The sequence below is a fragment of the Dietzia timorensis genome (genome assembly GCF_020742175.1).
Lineage (GTDB): Bacteria > Actinomycetota > Actinomycetes > Mycobacteriales > Mycobacteriaceae > Dietzia > Dietzia timorensis_A.
Map to the genome: position 1 here is coordinate 36,347 of NZ_DYXM01000223.1, position 19,860 is coordinate 56,206.

Below are 19,860 nucleotides of genomic sequence, written 5' to 3' on the forward strand. Positions count from 1 at the left end.
GGTCTTCGACTTCGACTGTCCGAACGCCATGAAAATTCCGTCCTCCCCGGAGCGTGAGTGCAACCGCGACCGCCGCCACGGCCCAGGCGAGCCCCTGGTGGAGCCGGCCCCGTGGCGTACAGCGCCTCCCTGGGGGCGAATCTACCCGCCGGGACTACCCGTCAGTCGGCCGTGCGCCTTCGACCACGGCCTTGATAGCGATTTCCATGGTGCGGGTGAACGAGTCGTCGTCTCTGTCGATCAACCAGCGCAACACGGCGCCGTCGAGTATCGCCCCGGTGGCGCGAACGATCGCCGGGAAGTCGTCCCATTCCATGTGCGCGGATTCGCCCGCGCGGCGGAGCACCATTTCAACCAGCTCGTCGTATCCGCGGTACTGGTCGAGCGCGAGGTTTTCTTTCTCCGGAGGTCGGAGACGGATCGAATAGGCGGCGATCTCATAGGTGAGAAGCTGCCTGTCGGGTGAGGAGCTGATCACTCTCCACTGCAGATTCAAAGCCTCGTGTACGAGTTCTTCGAGCGCCGCCGGCCCGGTCTCGGCCGAGCTGAGATCCAGGTTGAGAAAGGCGCGCGTGGCGGCGGCGAGTTCCTCGTTGGCGGCGCCGATGACGTTGTCGACAAGCTCGTCCTTGTCCACAAAGCAGTAGTGGACCACGCCCAGCGACACGCCCGCCCGCTCGGCGACCGCGCGAATGGTGAGCGCGCCGAGCCCCTGTTCCTCGGTGATCCGTATGGCCGCGTCGAGCAGCTGTGCTCGGCGTTTATCGGCGGGGAGACGTTTTGACACGAAACCACTATAAAACGGCGCTCCGCCGCGCCGTGGCGCTTTGCGGCCGAGTGCTCGGCCCGGGGTTTCGCGGGAGTCGAACAAGCGACCAATTGTTCGCCGTTTCTCACCACGTTTCACCCCTCCGGTGATTTATAGTTGCGCCCATGACTGAAGCGACGTGGCGCAATTGGGGACGCACCGTGGAGTCGACGCCCACCGAGTCGGTTTTTCCGACCACTACGGCCGAGATCGCCCGCATCGTCCAGCGGGCCGCGGACTCCGGGACCTCCCTCAAGACCGTCGGCGCCGGACATTCGTTCTCTTCCTGCGCTGCGACGGACGGGATCCAGCTCAGTCTCGACAACCTCACCGGCGTCAAGGCCGTCTCCCCCGTGTACGGAGAGGACGGGGAGGCTGCGGGCGCCGACGTCACCCTGTGGGCCGGCACCAGGCTGCGCGACGCCGGCCCACTGCTCTGGGAGCTCGGCCTTGCGCAGGAGAACCTCGGCGACATCGACCAGCAATCGATCGCCGGCTCCATCTCGACCGGAACCCACGGGACCGGCGCGGGATTCGGCAGTATCCACACCACGGTCACGGCGATGCAGATCGTTACGGGGACCGGCGAGATACTCGACTGCGACGCGCATCGGAATCCGGATCTCTTCGCCGCGGCGAAGGTCTCACTCGGCGCACTGGGTGTTCTGTCCTGCGTCACCGTGCGCTGCGTTCCCGCGTTCGCGTTGGAGTCGACCGAGCGGCCCAGCACACTCGACGAGGTGACCGGCGATCTCGAGGGGTTCCTGCGCGACGGTGATCACGTCGAGTTCTTCTGGTTCCCCCACACCGACCTCATCGAGGTAAAGAAAAACACCAGGATCCCGGCGGACTCCGAACTACGACCGAAGAGCGCTTTCGCCCGAAAGCGCTCCGATTTCGTAACAAACAACGTCTTCGAGTTGGTGTGCCGTACCGTCGCCCGCCGCCCGGGGCTCACCAAGCACGCCAACGCGATCTCGGGACGCTTTATGGGCAAGTCCGAGTACTCGGACAGGTCCTATAAGGTTTTCAGCTCGCCCCGGGACGTTCGGTTCCGCGAGATCGAATACGGCGTGCCCATCGCCGATGCGGCGGAGGTTCTTGCCGAGCTTCGCGCCTTCTTCGACGCCGCAGTACACCCGACCCCCTTCCCCATCGAGGTGCGCGCGGTACGCGGGGACGACGCGACGCTGTCCACCGCCCACGGCCGCGATTCGGCCTACTTCAGCGTGCACCAGTACGTGGGCATGGACGCCGAGCCGATCTTCGACCGGGTGGAGTCCATTTTCCGCGCCGCCGGCGGCCGCCCGCACTGGGGCAAGATGCACAGCCTCGGAGCGGAGGAACTCTCGCGTCTCTACCCGCGTTTCGACGACTTCGTCGCCGTTCGCGATTCCGTCGATCCACAGCGAGTATTCCGCAACGCATACACCGAGAAGGTGCTTCCCGCTTAGCAAGTCACTTCAAGTCTGACGTCGGAGATACTTCTCGCAATTGCCTCCACACCCCGCCGATCCAGTATTATCGGCGGGGTCCATGCGTGATCAGTTGAGCACGCCCAGCGATTAACGTGTGCCCACCACCGGGCACACAAGGACGGTGAACAATGGCCTGGCCACGTAAGAATTCCGATCGGTCCGCAGATGCCCCGACCGGCGGCGACGGGGAGCTCTCGGCCTACCGCGACCTGGAGTTGGCCAACCCCGAGGGACGCACGCGTCTCGCCGAGCGGTGGCTCCGTCGCGCGCTCGACCGGGCCATCGACATACAGACCGCCCCGGCACAGTCCTATGTGCGACGCCTGCGCAGCTCCCACCCGAATGAATCGCCGGCGCAGGTCTCCGAGCGCCTCGATAAGAACCTGGTCCGCGCGGTCGGTACCGCCGGAACGGCAGCGGGCGCGACGGCCACTGTCCCGGGGATCGGCACTCTCGCCTCGTTCGGCGCGATCGGCGCCGACGCGGTCGCATTTCTCGAGGCGGTCACCTTCCACACGATCGCCAAGGCCACGGTCTACGGCGTCGACGTCTCGCGAAAAGACCAGCGCGAGCTGCTCGTGTCGATCATCCTTCTCGGCTCGACCGGCAACGCGATCGTCGAGCGCGCGGCCCACGGGCGCAAGGGTAAGTCCGTTGCGCGTAAGGCCACTGAGCTCCCCGAGCTCGGTCGGGTCAATACGATCGTGTTCAACAAGCTCGTGCGTGGGTTTGTCGTAAAGCGCCTCAAGGGCTCCTTCGCGAAGATCCTCCCCGCCGGTATCGGCGCGGTTCTCGGTGGATGGGGCAACGTGAAGGCCGGAAAGCTCATGGTCTCCCGCTCCCGGGAAGCCTTCGGCGTCGCGCCGACGACATGGCCTTCCACCCCCGAATTGGAGTCGGCGAAGAAGTAACGGCGCCTCCGACGTCATATGCGGGTGTGCTTCTACTGCGCAGCTGGGGCGTGGGGCACCGCAGTGACCGGGGGGCGATAACCATCCGATTCGAACATGTTCGGCGTCCTCCTACGGAGGGCGCCGAACGTGTATGCGGGGCGAATCCAGGCGCCCATTAGCCGCGACTGGTGGACACTGCAACATGTTCGCGCAGTGCCTCGCGGGCGGCACCGCGCGGCGCGCCGAGACCCTCAAACGGCGACAGGCTTACGGCGCGCCGACTAGCCTTGAGCACGGATGTGCCGAATACCCGGAAAACGGGTAGAACGAAGGATGACGGAGGTTCCGCCTGCCCGCATGGCACTACCGTGCGTCGGGAACGGAACTACGGGCCCGGAGCCCTCTCCACCAGCAACAATAGAATCGTCGCTGTTTTAGGCGCGGTGGGACCCACCGAGCGCAAATAGGTAGAAAAACAAGGAAGGCAGTTTTCGGTCGTGAGCGTACAAGACTCGCAGTTCGGACAAAATCAATGGCTCGTGGATGAGATGTACGAGCGATTCCGTAGCGACCCGGATTCTGTAGACGCCAGCTGGCACGAATATTTCGAGAAGAACGGCGCCCCCTCCGCACCGAATGTCTCGGGCGGGGACGAGAAGGCACCGACCGCGGATAAGAAGAAGTCGGCTTCCGCCGAGAAGAAGCCCGCGGCGAAGAAGGCCGCGACGGCGAAGAGTGAGAAGCCTGCGGCCAAGGCGTCCCAGGCTCCGGCGTCCGACGATGCCGAGTCGAAGGCATCGCAGAAGAACGAGCGCCCCCGCAGCGATGCAGATCGTGCCACGCGTAGCTCGTCGGCGATACTCCCGGACGTTCCGGACTTCCAGCCGCCTGCGGAGCCGGAGAACAAGGTGTTGCGCGGCGCTGCAAACGCGATCGCGAAGAACATGACCAAGTCGCTGGAAATCCCGACGGCGACGTCGGTCCGCGCGGTCCCCGCGAAGTTGATGATCGACAACCGCATCGTCATCAATAACCATCTCAAGCGCACCCACGGCGGCAAGATCTCCTTCACTCATCTCATCGGCTACGCGATGGTGCAGGCCGTCAAGGCGCACCCGTCGATGAACAACCACTTCGCCGAGATCGACGGCAAGCCGAACATGGTGACCCCTTCGGGCATCAATCTCGGCCTCGCTATCGACCTTGTGAACAAGGACGGATCGCGCACACTCGTGGTCGCGGCGATCAAGAACACCGAGCGCATGAACTTCCGCGAGTTCCTCGACGCCTACGAGGACATCGTCAAGCGCGCGCGCCTCGGCAAGCTCGGCATGGACGATTTCTCCGGGGTCACCATCTCGCTCACCAACCCGGGCGGTATCGGCACCGTGCACTCGATGCCGCGATTGACCGCCAACCAGGGCACCATCCTCGGCGTCGGCGCGATGGAATACCCGGCCGAGTTCCAGGGCGCGTCCGAGGAGAAGCTGGCTGATCAGGGCATCGGCAAGATCACGACGCTCACCTCGACGTACGACCACCGAATCATCCAGGGCGCCGAATCGGGCGAGTTCCTGCGCGAGATCCACCGTCTGCTTCTCGACGATTCGTTCTACGACGTGATCTTCTCGGCGCTGCGCATCCCCTACGAGCCGGTCCGCTGGCGCCGCGACATCACGGACCCGCGGGTGGACAAGGACGCCCGTGTCCTCGAGCTCATCGCCGCCTACCGCAACCGCGGCCACCTTATGGCCGATGTCGATCCGCTCGACGGCATGCACGCCTTCAATCGTCGCGAGGTACACCCGGACCTCGACGTCAATACGCACGAGCTCTCGCTGTGGGATCTCGACCGCAAGTTCTCCGTCGGCGGCTTCGTCGGCAAGGACAAGATGAAGCTGCGCGACGTGCTGTCGGTACTGCGCGCGGCCTACTGCCGCAAGATCGGCATCGAGTACACCCACATCATCGAGAACGAACAGCGGATGTGGCTGCAGGAGCGCCTGGAGGGCGTCAACGACAAGCCCACCAACGCAGAGCAGAAGTACATTCTGAGCCAGGTCAACGCCGCCGAGGCATTCGAGACCTTCCTGCAGACCAAGTACGTCGGCCAGAAGCGCTTCTCGCTCGAGGGTGCCGAGTCCGTGATCCCGATGATGGACGCGGTCATCGATCAGGCCGCCGATTACGCCCTCGACGAGGTCATCATCGGCATGCCACACCGCGGCCGTCTCAACGTGCTCGCGAACATCGTCGGCAAGCCCTACGGCGCGATCTTCACCGAGTTCGAGGGCAACATGGATCCCTCCGCCGCCCACGGTTCGGGCGACGTCAAGTACCACCTCGGCGCCAGCGGCACGCATTACCAGATGTTCGGCGACAACGAGATTACGGTCTCGCTCACCGCGAACCCCTCCCACCTCGAGGCAGTCGACCCTGTTCTCGAGGGCATTGTCCGCGCGAAGCAGGACGAGCTGCCGGCGGACAAGGCCGCGAATTTCCCGATCGTGCCGCTCATGCTGCACGGAGACGCCGCGTTTGCCGGTCAGGGTGTTGTCCCCGAGACGCTCAACCTCGCGCTCCTCGACGGCTACACCACCGGCGGCACGGTGCACATCGTGGTGAACAACCAGATCGGCTTCACCACCGCTCCGGAGTCCGGGCGTTCCAGCCAGTATGCGACGGATATCGCGAAGGGCTTCGGCGTACCGATCTTCCACGTCAACGGCGACGATCCGGAGGCCTGTGTCCGAGTCGCAAAGCTCGCCATGGACTTCCGCCAGGAGTTCCACAAGGACGTCGTTATCGACCTCATCTGCTTCCGCCGCCGCGGACACAACGAGGCCGATGATCCGTCGATGACCCAGCCGAAGATGTACGAAATCATCGACGACAAGCTGGGCGTTCGCGAGGTCTACACCCGCGACCTGGTCGGTCGTGGCGATATCACCGAGGCCGAGGCGGACACGGCGCTGCGCGACTTCCAGGGGCAGCTCGAGCAGGTGTTCAAGGAGGTCCGCGAGCTGGAGAAGCACGCGGTCAAGCCTTCGCGCTCGATCGAGGCCGAGCAGCCGTTGCCGTCGAGCCTGGTCACCGCGGTCGACGAGGACATGATCCACGAGATCGGAGACGCCTTCGCCGCGCTGCCGGAGGGCTTTGCCATCCACCAGCGCGTCAAGCCGGTGTACGAGCACCGCCAGAAGATGGCCTACAACGGTGGCATCGACTGGGCGTTCGCCGAGCTGCTCGCGATCGGCACGCTCGTGCAGGAGGGTCGCACGGTCCGCCTCGCCGGCCAGGACTCCCGCCGCGGTACCTTCACCCAGCGCCACGCAGTCGTCGTGGACAAGGAGGACTCCTCGGTCTACTCCCCGCTCGCCCACCTTCCCAGCGGCGAAGGCACGTTCAACGTGTACAACTCGGCGCTCACCGAGTACGCGGGCCTCGGCTTCGAGTACGGGTACTCCGTGGGCAACCCGGAGGCGCTGGTGCTGTGGGAGGCGCAGTTCGGCGACTTCGTCAACGGCGCCCAGACGATCATCGACGAATACATTTCGTCGGGTGAGGCCAAGTGGGGGCAGAAGTCCGCGGTGACCCTCCTCCTGCCGCACGGCCACGAGGGCATGGGCCCGGACCACACCTCGGCCCGCCTCGAGCGGTTCCTGCAGCTGTGCGCCGAGGGCTCGATGACCGTCGCACAGCCGTCCACCCCGGCGAACTTCTTCCACCTGCTTCGCCGGCATGCGAAGGGCATCGCCCGCCCGCTCATCGTCGCTACCCCGAAGTCGATGCTGCGCAACAAGAAGGCCGTCTCGGCGGTCGAGGACTTCACCACGGGCAAGTTCCGCTCCGTCCTCGACGATCCGACGTTTGCGTCGGGCTCCGACAAGGATCCCGAAAAGGTGACCACGATGCTGCTGGTCTCGGGCAAGCTCTACTACGAGCTCGCGGCCCGACAGGAGAAGGAGGACCGTGACGATATCGCGGTCGTCCGACTCGAGCAGCTGCACCCGGTCCCGTACCGCCGCCTCACCGATGCGCTGGAGCATTACCCGAACCTCAAGCAGGTCCGCTGGGTTCAGGAGGAGCCCGCGAACCAGGGTGCGTGGCCGTTCCTCGCGCTCCAGCTGCCCGAGGTCGTCGACGGCTGGCCGCCGATGAAGCTCGTCTCCCGCCGAGCCATGGCCGCCACCTCCACCGGCCTGTCGAAGGTGCACGCGGTCGAGCAGAAGAAGCTCGTCGACGAGGCCTTCGAGTAGGCAGGATTTAGAGCAAGGCCAGTCAAGACAAGACAAGACAGCACAGTCCACCGTCCGGTGGAAGAGTTCCGCCCCTCCCGCAGCATTACGCTACGAGAGGGGCGGAACTTTTTTATGTATGACGGCGGACCCGCGAAGCCCGCCCTGCCGAGATCAGGCAGCGGTGTAACTTGTCATCGATAGCGAGCCCCACGTGTAGCCCTTGTCGAAAGTTTCGGCATTCCGCCCCAGGGCCGCCGTCCAGGCTGCGGCGTGGACGACCGGCAGAAAGTGGTCGGGCGTGGGCACGGCGCGGGCGAAGTCCGGGTGCTCGAGAATCTCGAGGATGTCCTCGGGCCGGTGTACGAGCAGCTCTTCGACGGCGTCGTCGAACCGATGGGCCCAAGCCTCGCCGGTGTCCCCGACCGCCGGATTGACCATACGCAGGTTATGAACCACGTTCCCGCTGCCGAGCAGCAGAACGTTGTCGTTGGCTAGTTCGGCCACCTTGGTGCCGAGATTAAAATGGTATTCCGGAGACTTGGTGGCATTGAGCGACAGCTGCGCCACCGGGACGTCGGCCTCGGGCAGCATATGCGTAAGCACCGACCACGCCCCGTGGTCGAGTCCCCACGAATCCTCGTCCGCTCCAACCCATTGGGGCCGAGCGAGCTCTTCCACCTGAGAAACGAGCTCGGGAGCACCGTCTGCCGGGTACTCGAATTCCGATAGCTCCTGCGGGAATCCGAAGAAGTCGTGGATCGTGCGCGGCTTCGACATGGCCGTCACCGCAGTGGCTCCGATAAACCAGTGCGCGGAGACCGTGAGCACCGCACGCGGACGCTGCGGCAGCGACTCGCCGATCTTCTTCCACTCCTTGGTCCACGTATTGTCCTCGATGGCGTTATTGGGTGCTCCGTGCCCGATGAATACCGCGGGCTGCCGCCCCGTCGCCTTCGGTGAGCTAATGTCAGACATGATGTTCGTTCCCTTTCGCGAAGTAGTCACTCGCATTTAGTTGATACATCAACAATATCTCATTCGGTGTCGTTCCGGTAGTGCCTCACGCCGCTTTCGTTCGCGTTCCACCAACCGGAGTCGTTCGTGGAATAAGATCACTGCGTAGTCATCTACGCCGCCATGAAGTCCGCCACCTTCGCCGAGGAGCGTCGTCCGTGTCTCCCTCTTCGTTCGGATTCGACAAGATCGTTCCGAACCTGAGCACCAGCCCATCCGGTTCCTCCAAGCAGGACTCGACTCCCGGTGGCCCCAACGTGCCTGCCGAACGCGCCGTCGTCAACTGCGCGGTATACGTCGATGGGGCCCGCGTGCCCGGACAGCAAAATCTCCGCACCGCACTCGACTACGTGCGCGACCGCGGTGAGGGCTTCGTGTGGATCGGCCTTTTCGAGCCGGACGAGCGGCAGATGGCCGGGATCGCGGAGAGTTTCGGGCTCCACGAACTCGTCACCGAAGACGCGACTACCGGCGGACAGCGCCCGAAACTAGAGCGATACGACGACACTCTCGTCCTCAACCTGCGCACCGTCGATTACCGCGAACACGACTCGGTCAAGAGCGCCAAGGAGATCGTGGCCACAGGCGACATCCTCATCGTCGCCTCGCGTGAGTTCGTGCTGACTGTCCGGCACGGGGATTTCGGCGGCCTGGCGAACCTGCGCAGCCACATGGAAGACCGCCCGGAACTCCTGGCCCTTGGGCCTTCGGCGGTGATGCATGCCGTCGCCGACCACATCGTCGATGCGTACATCAAGGTCGCCGATGCGGTCGAGGTCGACGTCGAGGAGGTCGAATCTGTCGTGTTCTCGCCGAACGAAAATCTGGAGATCGAACACATCTATCTCCTCAAGCGCGAAGCCCTCGAGCTCAAGCACACAATCACCCCGCTCGGCACGCCGCTTCGACGGCTCACGCAGGACGAGTTCGAAGTTGTGGTCCCCGAAATCCGGCACTACTTCCGTGACGTGCTCGACCACCACACGCTCGTTGCCGAAGACGTGACCGGATACGACGAGCGCCTGACCTCCCTGGTCAATGCAGCGATCGCTCGGGCAGGGAACAAGCAGAACCAGGACATGCGGCGAATCTCGGCGTGGGTCGCAATCGCCGCCGTCCCCACTATGATCGCCGGCATCTACGGCATGAACTTCGACAACATGCCGGACCTACACTACAAATACGGCTACTATGCCGTTCTGGCGTTCATGCTCGCAATCTGTGTCGTCCTGTACTGGCTTTTTCGCCGCAACAAGTGGCTCTGACTAACCAGCGTCCAGGGACGACTCGAAACCATTGTCGTTGAGCCAGCCCGAGGCCGCCGCGATGGCGTGAGTGCGCCCGGACTCGACCGCGGCGTTGAGCTTGCTCATCTCCTTCGTACTCATCTTTCGGGAGACCTTGGCGAGGACCTCTTGGTCCTCTTCACTCAGCGAGCCGGAGGTGAAAACAGGCACGGGAGTCTGCGCCTGGATCAGGTTCCGATCGTCATCGAGCCGGATCATGTCCGGTGGGAAGAGCGCCGGATCACTGCTATAGATGATTCCCGCCCCGACATCGCCGCGCCGCAGCGCCTCGCGAATCTCGGTGGGATTCGGATAATCGGTCACCACATCCGAGAACTGGCAGTCGTATCCGCGAAGCGCACTGCGCACCTCTGGCGCGTGCGCGGTCTGCGGCGACACGGCGAGGCGAAGCTCGTCGCAGCGACCCGACAGATCGGACATCGTGCGCACGCCCATCGTCGTCGAGGTGTGCTCGGTGACGACCACGACCGGCTTGTCCTGCCCCCTGGCCGCCGGGCCGACGCTCACGGTGTCCGGCACGGAATCCTCGAGCTGCTCGTACACCTCGGTCGCGGACATCGGAGAGTCGGCAGACGCGGAGGAATCGGCACCTTCGACGTCATCCAGTAGTTGTCCCGAGTACCCGATGGTGAAGTCGGACGTCCCGGCGAGCACCTTGTCGGTCGCGTCGGTGGTCGTCCCGGAGGGTTCGGCGATCTCGACGAGCACACCTTCGCGACGCAGCGCGAGCGCGTACACGTCGGTGAGCACCTCGTGCCCGATGACCTCCGAGGGTGCGACTGTGAGTGCGTCCCTCGACGGGTAGGTGGGCACCATGTCGTTGGGCACCGCACATGCGGCGAGCGTGGATGTTGCCGCCGCGGCGCACACACCGACCCGGACTCGCCTCGACAAACGTAGTGCGATTCGCTTCACGCCTTCTCTACCTGTGCCCTTCGTTCGTTCAGTCTCCATCGGTCTCGCCGCCGGCGGCTGTTCAGTCGCGCGGTTGCACTGCCGATCGGTCTGGATCGAGTATGTCGACCCCCGCCTCCGTCCACGCCTCGCGCAATGTGTCCGCGCTCTTGAGGCGAACCCATGCCGCCTCGGTTTGGGTGACAGGGACCGCCTGGTAGACGACCACATCAGCACCCCAGTCCCCTGCCACATCCGGCACCTGGGACGGCGTGAGGATGACGGCGGTGAACGACGACCCCGGCCACAACGGGGATTCGAGGTCGATGAGCAGACCCTCGCGGAGCACAACTCCCTCGACGGAGGGGCTTGCTGCAATAATGGCCAAGGTTTTGCCCACCGCATCGATGCCGCGCCGAACGCCGAGAACGATTTCCGCACGCGGAGCGCCCGGGTCGGGGTTGATGGCCTCTGGGTCCATGGGATGGGACGAGCACCCGAGAGAGGCGTACCAGACGACATCGTCGTCGCCGGGGCCGGAATTGGGCACGAAGCGCAGTAGCCGCATCGGCGCGTTGCCGAGGAAGGTGATTTCGGCTTCGTCGCGGTGATAACCGGAGAAGTGCTGGTCCAACTGTTCGGATACGGCGGTGGTGACGTCGCTCATCTAAAGCCCCCTAGGCCGGCCGCATGCCGAGGCGGTAGAGCTCGTCACGCACCTTCTCGGCGCCGTCGGGCTCGCAGAGGATGTCGTAGCGGTTGGCGACGAGTTGAGAGGTCGACGCGAAATCCCGCTGGCCGCGGGTGGCCGCGTAGCTTATCGCCGCGCCGATCATGCCGAAGATGCCGCCGCCGATGATGCCGAAGAGCACCGGGCCGAGTATCTCGGTGGCGAAAATCCCGAGCATGAGCCCGATGAACAGGCCGAACCACACGCCCGTCATGAGACCGCTGAGCAGTACCCGGCCCCACGACAGGCGCCCCATTACGCGCTCGACCTGCATGAGGTCGACGCCTACGATCGTGACCTTCTCGACGGGGTATTCGTGGTCGGCGAGATGGTCGACGGCACGCTGGGCCTCCAGGTAGGTCGCGTACGACGCGACGACCCATCCGGTCGGCGGAGTGGGCACGCCTCGAGCCTGTGCCCGGCCACGGTTTTGACTGTTCGCCGACGTCATCTCGTGAACACGTCCTTCCTCCTGCGCATGGGGTGCGATCGCTGCCTCAACGCTACGGCCCCGGCCAGATACCGGCGGCCACGGCCTTGTCTCGGACTGTCAGTGCCATTTTACGGCCCGCCTCGTCGACCATCTCGTCGCCGACCATGATCGCTCCGCGCGCACCGCCCGAGACCGATGTCGACTTATCGTAGACAGCGAGGATCTCGGCGGCGCGCTCGATGTCGTCCTCACGCGGAGTGAACACCTCGTTGCCCTTGTCTACCTGCGCCGGGTGCAGAACCCATTTTCCGTCGTAACCGAGGCCGGCTGTGTGGCGTGCGGCCTTCTCGAATCCCTCGACGTCGCGAACCTTTACATACGGCCCATCGATGGCCTGGATGCCGTGGGCCCGGGCGGAGACGAGGATACGCGTGAGCGGATAGTGGTAGGCATCGCCGACCTCGTACCCCTCCGGCTGCGCCCCGACTGTAAGCGAGCGCATCCCGAGAGAAGCCATGAAGTCCCCCGGACCGAAAACCAGGGAGACTACGCGTGGGCTGGCCGTGGCGATTGCATCGACGTTGATGAGCCCCATCCCGTCTTCGATCTGAGGTTGGAGCCCGATAGCACCCTCGATGAGCCCGTGGGTGCGCTCGAGTTGACGGAGAATGAGGTCGACCGCCGCGACTTCCCCGGCCTCGCGCACCTTCGGCAGTATCACGGTGTCCAGCGGCACTTGCCGCCCGGCGCCGCCCTCGGCTCTCGCGCCCTCGCTACGGGCCGCGAGGCCCGAGACGACCTCGGTGAGGTCGCCCACGGTGTATTCGGTGTCCCAGGCGTTGACACGTACGGCGAGCTGTCGTGCGCGGAAACCACCCGCCGAGAGCGCGTCGACGACTTGGGAGCGAGCTTCGATCTTCGCCGGCCCCGCCACGGCGTCTTCAAGATCGAGAAACACCTCATCCGCCTCGAGACCGGTCGCCTTGGCCAGCATCTTCACGCTCGAGCCGGGCACGGCAAGCGTCGTCCGCCTGGAAGCGCGACGCAGCCCGGCGATAATGTCGGAGGGACTATCGGAGCTCATGAGAATCCGCCTTCCTGCCGCTTCGTCCTCCCGCAGCTTCGCGCGGGGCGGCGTTCGTGGGAGCGTCAAACCCGGTCCGCCCCCGCCACTGTGAGCACTCGAACGGAAATTTCGTAATGTTGTCACTATGTCAACGAGCAAAGTCTTCGTAGCCAGGCTAGCCGGGATGCCCGTCACAGGGCCCGATGGTGACGAAATCGGGCGCATCCGGGACGTCGTTGTCACCAAGCGCACCGATAGTCTGCCGCCCCGAGTGTTGGGACTCGTCGTCGAGCTCCCCACGAGGCGCCGGATCTTCGTGCCGATCTTGCGCGTGTCCGCGATTGAACCGACTGCGGTTTCGCTCGCCTCGGGAGTGATCAACCTGCATAAGTTCTCCGTCCGCGAGGCGGAGGCTCTCGTCCTCGGTGAGATCATCGATACCGTCGTCACGGTTAAGGACGATCAGGTGCCGGCGAATGCAGAGTCGGGCGCGAACGTCCGCCAGTCCCGCATCGCCGATATCGAGATCGAAAGGCAGCGAAGCCGTGACTGGGCCATCTCGCGGGTGGCGGTGCAGCCGCGTCGGCGTGGACGGATCGGTCGCCGCGGCGCCGTGAGCGTCGTCGAGTGGGAAGAGCTCGTTCGCGAACAGAACGAAGACAAACTTCAGGATTCCGGAGATGCCGCTCATTTGTTGTCGGAGTTCGAAGACATGCGTGTGCCGGACGTTGCTCGTGCGATGCGCGAGCTACCCGAGCAACGTCGTCTCGCCGTGGCGATGGCTCTCGACGATGAGCGACTCGCCGATGTCCTCCAGGAGCTGCCGCACGACGAGGCAACGGAGATCGTGACGCATCTCGAGCTCGCGCGTGCGGCGGACGTCCTCGAGGTCATGAACCACGACGACGCCGCAGACCTCCTCACCGAGCTACCTGATTCGGAAGCCGAAACCTTCCTGTCGATGATGAACCCGTCCGAATCGGGATCGGTCCGGCGCCTCATGCAGTTCGACCCGAACACGGCAGGTGGCGTGATGACCCCGGAGCCCATCGTCCTCGACCCGCAGACCACGGTCGCCGAGGCTCTCGCGCATTGCCGGAACCCTGAGCTCAGCCCCGCCGTCGCCTCCCTTGTCTTCGTCGTACGCCCGCCTACCGCGACGCCGACCGGACGCTATCTGGGCAGCGTGCATATCCAGTCGCTCCTGCGAGAACCGCCCTCGTCCATGGTCGCCGAGATTCTCGATTCCTCGTTGTCTCAGCTGCAGCCCGATGACTCGATCAACGCGATCACACGATACTTCGCCACCTATAACCTTGTGTGCGGACCGGTGGTGGATGACGAGGGGCACCTACTCGGCGCCGTTTCGGTTGACGACCTACTCGACAACCTGTTGCCGAAGAACTGGCGAGACCTCGACATCCACGACGGCGACGCCCAGGACGACTCGAATCCCACAAAGCAACAGGGGGCACGCGCATGAAGGACAAGCACGCATCAGCCCAGGGAATGACGTCACTCAATCAACCGGTGACCTCGCGCCGTCGTCCCCGCGTGAATATCGACCCAGACGCCGTGGGCCGCTACAGCGAGATGATTGCCAGGTTTTTCGGCACCGGCAGATACCTCATGATCCAGACCGTCGTCGTGGTCGTTTGGATCATCATCAACGTCTCGTGGGTTGCTTTCCGGTTCGATCCCTACCCCTTCATCCTGCTCAACCTCGCGTTCTCCACGCAGGCCGCATACGCAGCTCCGCTGATCCTGCTCGCGCAGAACCGACAAGAAGACCGGGACAAGGTTTCGATCCAGGAAGACCGCCTTCGCTCCACACAGACCAAGGCCGATACCGAATACATCACACGCGAGCTCGCGTCCGTCCGGCTCTCGCTCGGCGACACGGTGTCTCGTGACTACCTGCGCCGTGAACTCGATGACATCAAGGATGTCTTGGCGAGAGTGGAATCGAAGCTTGCGGCGGGAGAAGCCGATGAGGACCAGCCTGCGGAACAGGCACGTCCGACGTCATAACCGAAATTGGACGCCGAAAGAACATAAACACAAATTAATATTACCAGGACGCATGCAAGGAAAGCGCAGCGAATCCAAGGTAGGGCGCCGACGCTAATTCTTAGTTACCACAGTGACTGATGTGATTACGCTGACGGGCGAAACATTTTCGGCGAAAGATCTCTCAAATCACGCTGAACTTGGCTTACACTTCTCGTGTTGCATTTTTTCCGATGTGCCATCGAGCGGGCATACGCCCCGACGATCACTTGTCCGTAACTTTCCGCCCGCCCGCCGGTGCGGAGAAGACGGTGACCACCGGCGCAGCACGAAGCAGTAGGGGAATTTTCCGGGTTTATGCAGAACACGAGCAAAGGCGACGACTCACGGCAAGGCCGCGGGGCGACACCTAACCCGGAATCGAAGTTGGAGGATGAACAGGTGCGACGCAGTCCACTGATTCACAATCGTCGAACCACGATCGGCATCGGCGTCACCGCCACGGTGATCGCTGGTATTTGCGGCACCGCAATCGTTGTCGAGTCCAATCGCGACAATGACGAGCCCGCGCGCGAATATCGTCAAGTTGCCGAACAGGTCACCCCTCAGCCCACGACCGAGACCTCCAGCGAGACCCCGCCCCCGCCGGCGGAACCCGCCAATCTCCCCGAGGGGCCGCTTGGCATCCCGGGTATCGCGCTCAAGGCATACCAGGATTCCGCGGGTCGACTCGCCGAGGAGCAGCCTGCCTGCGCGATGGACTGGACGTTGATCGCCGGTATCAAGAAGGTTGAGTCCAACCACGGAAACTCCGGTGAGTTCGACGTGAATGGCAACTCACTCAAGCCGATCTTCGGCCCACGACTCGATGGCAAGCTCTCCGGATCCGCCGTGATCAAGGACACCGACGGCGGAAATGTCGACGGCGACAAAGAATACGACCGTGCAGTCGGCCCCGGCCAGTTCCTCCCCGAGACCTGGGAGCGACTGGGCCGTGACGGAAACGGTGACGGGAAGGCTGACCCGCACAACATCTTCGACTCCGCCTACTCCACCGGAAACTACCTATGCGCCTCTGGCGGTAGCATGGAGGATCCGGCGCAGCGCGAGGCCGCGATCCTGTCGTACAACAACTCCAAGGCGTACGTGCAGAACGTCAACGCGTGGGCGCAGGCCTACGCGACGGGCATCGCACCGGATCCTGCCGACCTGCCACCGATCCACCCCGAGCCCGAGCCGGTCCCGGAGAAGTGCCCCGAGGGCACCGAGGGTGAGCCGAAGGCCGCTCCCGAGACCGAGGCGCCCGGGACTCCGGACGAGAAGGTCACCGTCGAGGGCTGTGAACCGCGTCCGGAGCCGGCGCCCGCACCGCCCGCACCAGAGGGGAACGAACCTCCGCCGCCTGCACCGGCTCCCGCGCCTGCGCCGGCACCAGCGCCGGCTCCCGCGCCTGCACCGGCACCGGCTCCCCCAGCGCCGGAAAATGTTGCTCAGAACGAGGGACTACAGATCCCCGGCTTGCCGGTGACGATTCCGCCTCTTGGCCCCTAGTTCGCTCGGCCTCGAAGAATCCGCCCGCCCCCGGACTATTTCAGGGGCGGGCGTAGTCCTGGGCGATTGTCTAATGAGACCGCCCGGGATCTAGACTGGGTATATTATGAGCGCTCCCAGCCAAGATGCAGTTCGCGCCGCGTTGGCGAAGGTGGACGACCCGGAGATTCGCAAGCCCCTTCCAGAATTGGGGATGATCAAGGGCGTCGATATTTCCGATTCCGGTGACGTATCGGTCGGTGTCTATCTGACGACGGCGAGCTGTCCGATGAAGACCGATATCGCCGATCGAGTGCGCAGTGCCGTTCTCGACGTACCCGGTGTCGCCGACGTCGATATCGAGCTCGACGTGATGAACGATGAGCAGCGCACCGAATTGCGTAAGAGCCTCCGCGGAGACTCGGCCGAACCGGTCATTCCTTTCTCCCAGCCCGGGAACCTCACACGCGTCTACGCCGTGGCGTCCGGAAAGGGCGGTGTCGGCAAATCCACTGTTACCGTCAACCTCGCGGCAAGTCTTGCCGCGCGCGGACTGTCGGTGGGCGTGCTCGATGCCGATATCTACGGTCATTCCGTGCCGCGCATGCTCGGTTCGACGATCCGTCCGACACAGGTCGAGCAGATGATCATCCCTCCTGTCGCGCACGATGTGAAGGTCATCTCGATTGCGCAGTTCACGTCCGGCAATGCGCCTGTCGTGTGGCGTGGTCCGATGTTGCACCGGGCGTTGCAGCAGTTTCTGGCCGATGTGTTCTGGGGCGATCTGGATGTGCTCCTCATGGACCTGCCGCCGGGCACCGGCGATGTCGCGATCTCGATCGGGCAGCTGATTCCGACCGCCGAGATTCTCGTTGTCACGACCCCGCAGCAGGCCGCAGCCGAGGTCGCCGAACGAGCCGGTGCGATCGCGCTTCAGACGCGCCAGAAGATCGCCGGTGTCGTGGAGAACATGTCGTGGTTCGAAGCGCCGGATGGGCAACGCATGGAGCTCTTCGGCTCCGGTGGCGGCGAGACGGTGGCCGCCAACCTGACCCGTGCCGTGGGCGCCGAGGTACCGCTGCTCGGGCAGATTCCGCTCGACCCGCAGGTGCGCGAGGATGGGGACGAAGGTACGCCGATCGTGCTCACCCAGCCCGAGTCTGCGCCGGCCAAGGCGTTCTCTTCGCTTGCCGACAGTTTCGCCATCCGGAAGCGCGGACTGGTGGGGATGAATCTGGGGATCGACACCACCCGCAATCTCATGGGCTGATCCCGCTCCTGCGGACTTGGAACCAGCGCCGTTCGCGGACGCCGGAACTTAGCGCGCGGGTTGGTGGGCCCTACGTGGCCTCGTCGTAGTTCGGAAGGTCGCCTGCCGGGCCCTGCACAGGCGCGGACGGGCTTCCCTGCTGTGCGGCTTGCACGCCGCCGTGCTGCACCGCCCCGCCCTGTGTCTGCGCGCCGTTCGTCGGCGTCTGAACGTGGGCCTGCGTGGGAGTACCGTTGCCTGGCGCCTGCCCCTGTGGCGAGCCTTGGGAGTCGAAGTTCCCGGTGAACAGCGAATCGTCTCCATCCAGAAGGTGCTTGGTAACGAGCGAACGCGGGCTCATGCTGCGAAGCTGGTTGATCTCCTGCAGCGGCTTGCGGAACTCCTCGAAGTCCGTGCCGAAATCATCTTCCAATTGTTTCTGCGCCGAGCTGGCGAAATCGCGCACGCTACGGATCCCGTTGGCGACCCAGCGCATGGCATCAGGAAGTCGCTCGGGTCCAAGGACTACAAGGGCGACTACCGCGACGATGAAGAATTCGCCCCAACCAACGTTTGGCAACATCGTCTCCTAGGATAGCCGGGCTACCCGCGCTGCATTCAATTGGAAACGCCTCCCACACCAAACGCCCAGCTACCTCGTGGCCCGCATACAGCAGACGCATCGCCGCGGCCGGCGCCTTGCCTTGTCCTATTCGGCCTCGGGCCGCACGGAAAGCTCGACTCGTCCGCCGTCACGAACGACCGTGATGGGGACGTCGCCATCCGCGCCCGCGTTGCGCACCGCGACGACAAGTTCGTCACTGGAATGGATGTCGCGATCGCCGACCTTGACGACGACATCGCCTTCACGCATGCCGCCGCGCTGCGCGGGGCCACCTTCGGCGACATTGACAACTTCGGCGCCGTCGAGCGACCCGTTGGCGGCTGTGCGCGCATTGACGCCGATCGACGCGTGACGCACTTCCCCATCGGTTATCAGCTTTTCGGCGATGCGCTTGGCTTCGTTGATGGGGATCGCGAAACCAAGCCCATCCGAGCCGCCGGACTGGGAGAAGATCAGGGTGTTGATGCCCACGACCGCGCCGCGCGTATCGACAAGCGGCCCACCGGAGTTGCCCGGGTTGATCGCGGCATCTGTCTGCAGTGCGTCGATGACGTCCCCGTTCTCCGAAGCGTCCTTGCCGAGCGCCATTGCGCGCTGAGTGGCCGAGACGATCCCCTGAGTCACAGTTTTCGGCAGACCCAGCGGTGAGCCGATCGCGATGATCTGTTGGCCCACCTCGACCTCATCCGAGTTGCCCAGCTGCGCGACCGTGAGGTTCTCGACGTCGACCTTGATGACCGCGAGATCGGTCTTCGGATCCGTGCCCACGATTTCGGCATTCGCGCGTTGCCCGGTGGGAAAAACTGTTTCGATGACGGCGCCCGGGCCCGCTGCGCCCTCCATCGTCACGACATGGTTGTTGGTGAGAATGTAGCCGCGGTCATCGATGACGATGCCGCTTCCCTCGCCCATGCCGCTGTCCGACGTCACCTGAATGTTGACGACGGCGGGCTGTACCTCATTTGCGACCGCGCCGATGACATTGTCCTCAGACAAATGCGCCGGCGGCGCCTCTCGAAGTCGGACGTCGTTACTCGTCAGGCTCGTCGAACTCTCAGCGAGAAAATGTCCCGCAGCACCACCGAATAGTCCGATGACGGCGCACGCCGCCCCCACCGAGGCGAGCGCCTGCCACGAGAGCCTCTTTCCGAAGAAGACCTCGCGGACCCCGAGCTTGCGGGGCTCCTCGTCATCGGCGCTGCCGCGCCTCTTGTTCCCCACCAGGTCGAGAACCGGGCGTTCCGGTGGTTCCCTTCGGGCCGGGGAACCCTCTTCGACAACGCTTTCCGGATTCCGCCACGGGTTCGCCAATTCGGCGATGTCCGTCGAATCGGTTTCGTCGCCCTTGCCCGTGTCGTTGCCGGGAATACGCTCGAGCATGTCCGTCGCGCCGGCGGGGCGACCGAATACCTGTTCGTGGACGGGGTTCCTGGGTGGCACGGTAATGCGGTCCTGGTGCCGCGAGGATCCCTCGAGATCGCTGGCCCCACTCACACCAGGTGGCCTCCGGAACGCCTTCTCGGTGGCGTTGTCGACTGGTGGGCGCCATTGCCGCTGCGGCTGGCGCAAGGGGCGCCGAGGT

The 19,860-nt window shown here is 64.3% G+C and carries 16 protein-coding genes; 8 read left to right on the plus strand and 8 right to left on the minus strand.

Translation table 11 applies throughout. The features are described from left to right. Positions 1–154: 154 nt before the first annotated feature. Positions 155–787, minus strand: coding sequence for a TetR/AcrR family transcriptional regulator (locus tag K8V11_RS11605; RefSeq protein WP_303914332.1), 633 nt, complete (start codon positions 785–787; stop codon positions 155–157). Between the two features lie 146 nt (positions 788–933). Between K8V11_RS11605 and K8V11_RS11610 the strand changes: the two genes are divergently transcribed. The 3 genes from K8V11_RS11610 (at position 934) to K8V11_RS11620 (ending at position 7,438) form a co-directional block, all read left to right on the plus strand. Further along, positions 934–2,262, plus strand: a complete 1,329-nt coding sequence (locus K8V11_RS11610) for a D-arabinono-1,4-lactone oxidase (protein WP_303914335.1) — start codon at positions 934–936, stop codon at positions 2,260–2,262. A 152-nt stretch (positions 2,263–2,414) separates the two neighbouring features. Continuing rightward, positions 2,415–3,197, plus strand: a complete 783-nt coding sequence (locus K8V11_RS11615) for a hypothetical protein (RefSeq protein ID WP_303914338.1) — start codon at positions 2,415–2,417, stop codon at positions 3,195–3,197. Between the two features lie 479 nt (positions 3,198–3,676). Next, positions 3,677–7,438 carry a multifunctional oxoglutarate decarboxylase/oxoglutarate dehydrogenase thiamine pyrophosphate-binding subunit/dihydrolipoyllysine-residue succinyltransferase subunit gene (locus K8V11_RS11620; RefSeq protein WP_303914340.1) on the plus strand — a complete coding sequence of 1,254 codons (3,762 nt, stop codon included), beginning with the start codon at positions 3,677–3,679 and terminating at the stop codon, positions 7,436–7,438. Positions 7,439–7,591: 153 nt separating this feature from the next. On the opposite strand, the gene ygiD is transcribed toward K8V11_RS11620, so the two are convergent. After that, complete coding sequence (gene ygiD / locus K8V11_RS11625; protein ID WP_303914343.1) at positions 7,592–8,395, minus strand: 4,5-DOPA dioxygenase extradiol; 804 nt, start codon at positions 8,393–8,395, stop codon at positions 7,592–7,594. A gap of 197 nt (positions 8,396–8,592) precedes the next feature. Here ygiD and K8V11_RS11630 point away from each other — a divergent pair, with 197 nt between their 5' ends. Continuing rightward, entirely contained in the window at positions 8,593–9,699 is a 1,107-nt protein-coding gene (locus K8V11_RS11630) for a magnesium and cobalt transport protein CorA (RefSeq protein WP_303914345.1), read from the plus strand. On the opposite strand, the gene K8V11_RS11635 is transcribed toward K8V11_RS11630, so the two are convergent. The 4 genes from K8V11_RS11635 to K8V11_RS11650 all read right to left on the minus strand — a co-directional run bounded on the left by K8V11_RS11635 (position 9,700) and on the right by K8V11_RS11650 (position 12,882). Then, entirely contained in the window at positions 9,700–10,656 is a 957-nt protein-coding gene (locus tag K8V11_RS11635; RefSeq protein WP_303914348.1) for a glycine betaine ABC transporter substrate-binding protein, read from the minus strand. A 61-nt stretch (positions 10,657–10,717) separates the two neighbouring features. After that, on the minus strand, positions 10,718–11,302 hold the full coding sequence (locus K8V11_RS11640; RefSeq protein ID WP_303914352.1) for a suppressor of fused domain protein: 585 nt from the start codon (positions 11,300–11,302) through the stop codon (positions 10,718–10,720). A gap of 10 nt (positions 11,303–11,312) precedes the next feature. Then, positions 11,313–11,816: a general stress protein gene (locus K8V11_RS11645; protein ID WP_303914355.1), complete on the minus strand. Its 504-nt coding sequence runs from the start codon at positions 11,814–11,816 to the stop codon at positions 11,313–11,315. 52 nt (positions 11,817–11,868) lie between these two features. Beyond that, on the minus strand, positions 11,869–12,882 hold the full coding sequence (locus K8V11_RS11650; RefSeq protein ID WP_303914356.1) for a CoA ester lyase: 1,014 nt from the start codon (positions 12,880–12,882) through the stop codon (positions 11,869–11,871). A 127-nt stretch (positions 12,883–13,009) separates the two neighbouring features. Between K8V11_RS11650 and K8V11_RS11655 the strand changes: the two genes are divergently transcribed. The 4 genes from K8V11_RS11655 to K8V11_RS11670 all read left to right on the plus strand — a co-directional run bounded on the left by K8V11_RS11655 (position 13,010) and on the right by K8V11_RS11670 (position 17,674). Further along, positions 13,010–14,347, plus strand: coding sequence for a magnesium transporter MgtE N-terminal domain-containing protein (locus K8V11_RS11655; RefSeq protein ID WP_303914359.1), 1,338 nt, complete (start codon positions 13,010–13,012; stop codon positions 14,345–14,347). 26 nt (positions 14,348–14,373) lie between these two features. Beyond that, positions 14,374–14,895, plus strand: a complete 522-nt coding sequence (locus tag K8V11_RS11660; RefSeq protein ID WP_303914399.1) for a DUF1003 domain-containing protein — start codon at positions 14,374–14,376, stop codon at positions 14,893–14,895. Between the two features lie 420 nt (positions 14,896–15,315). Beyond that, entirely contained in the window at positions 15,316–16,425 is a 1,110-nt protein-coding gene (locus K8V11_RS11665; protein ID WP_303914362.1) for a lytic transglycosylase domain-containing protein, read from the plus strand. 106 nt (positions 16,426–16,531) lie between these two features. Continuing rightward, complete coding sequence (locus K8V11_RS11670) at positions 16,532–17,674, plus strand: Mrp/NBP35 family ATP-binding protein (protein WP_303914364.1); 1,143 nt, start codon at positions 16,532–16,534, stop codon at positions 17,672–17,674. Between the two features lie 70 nt (positions 17,675–17,744). On the opposite strand, the gene tatB is transcribed toward K8V11_RS11670, so the two are convergent. Further along, entirely contained in the window at positions 17,745–18,236 is a 492-nt protein-coding gene (gene tatB, locus K8V11_RS11675) for a Sec-independent protein translocase protein TatB (protein WP_303914367.1), read from the minus strand. A gap of 126 nt (positions 18,237–18,362) precedes the next feature. Next, on the minus strand, positions 18,363–19,718 hold the full coding sequence (locus K8V11_RS11680; protein WP_303914370.1) for a S1C family serine protease: 1,356 nt from the start codon (positions 19,716–19,718) through the stop codon (positions 18,363–18,365). Between the last annotated feature and the right edge of the window lie 142 nt (positions 19,719–19,860).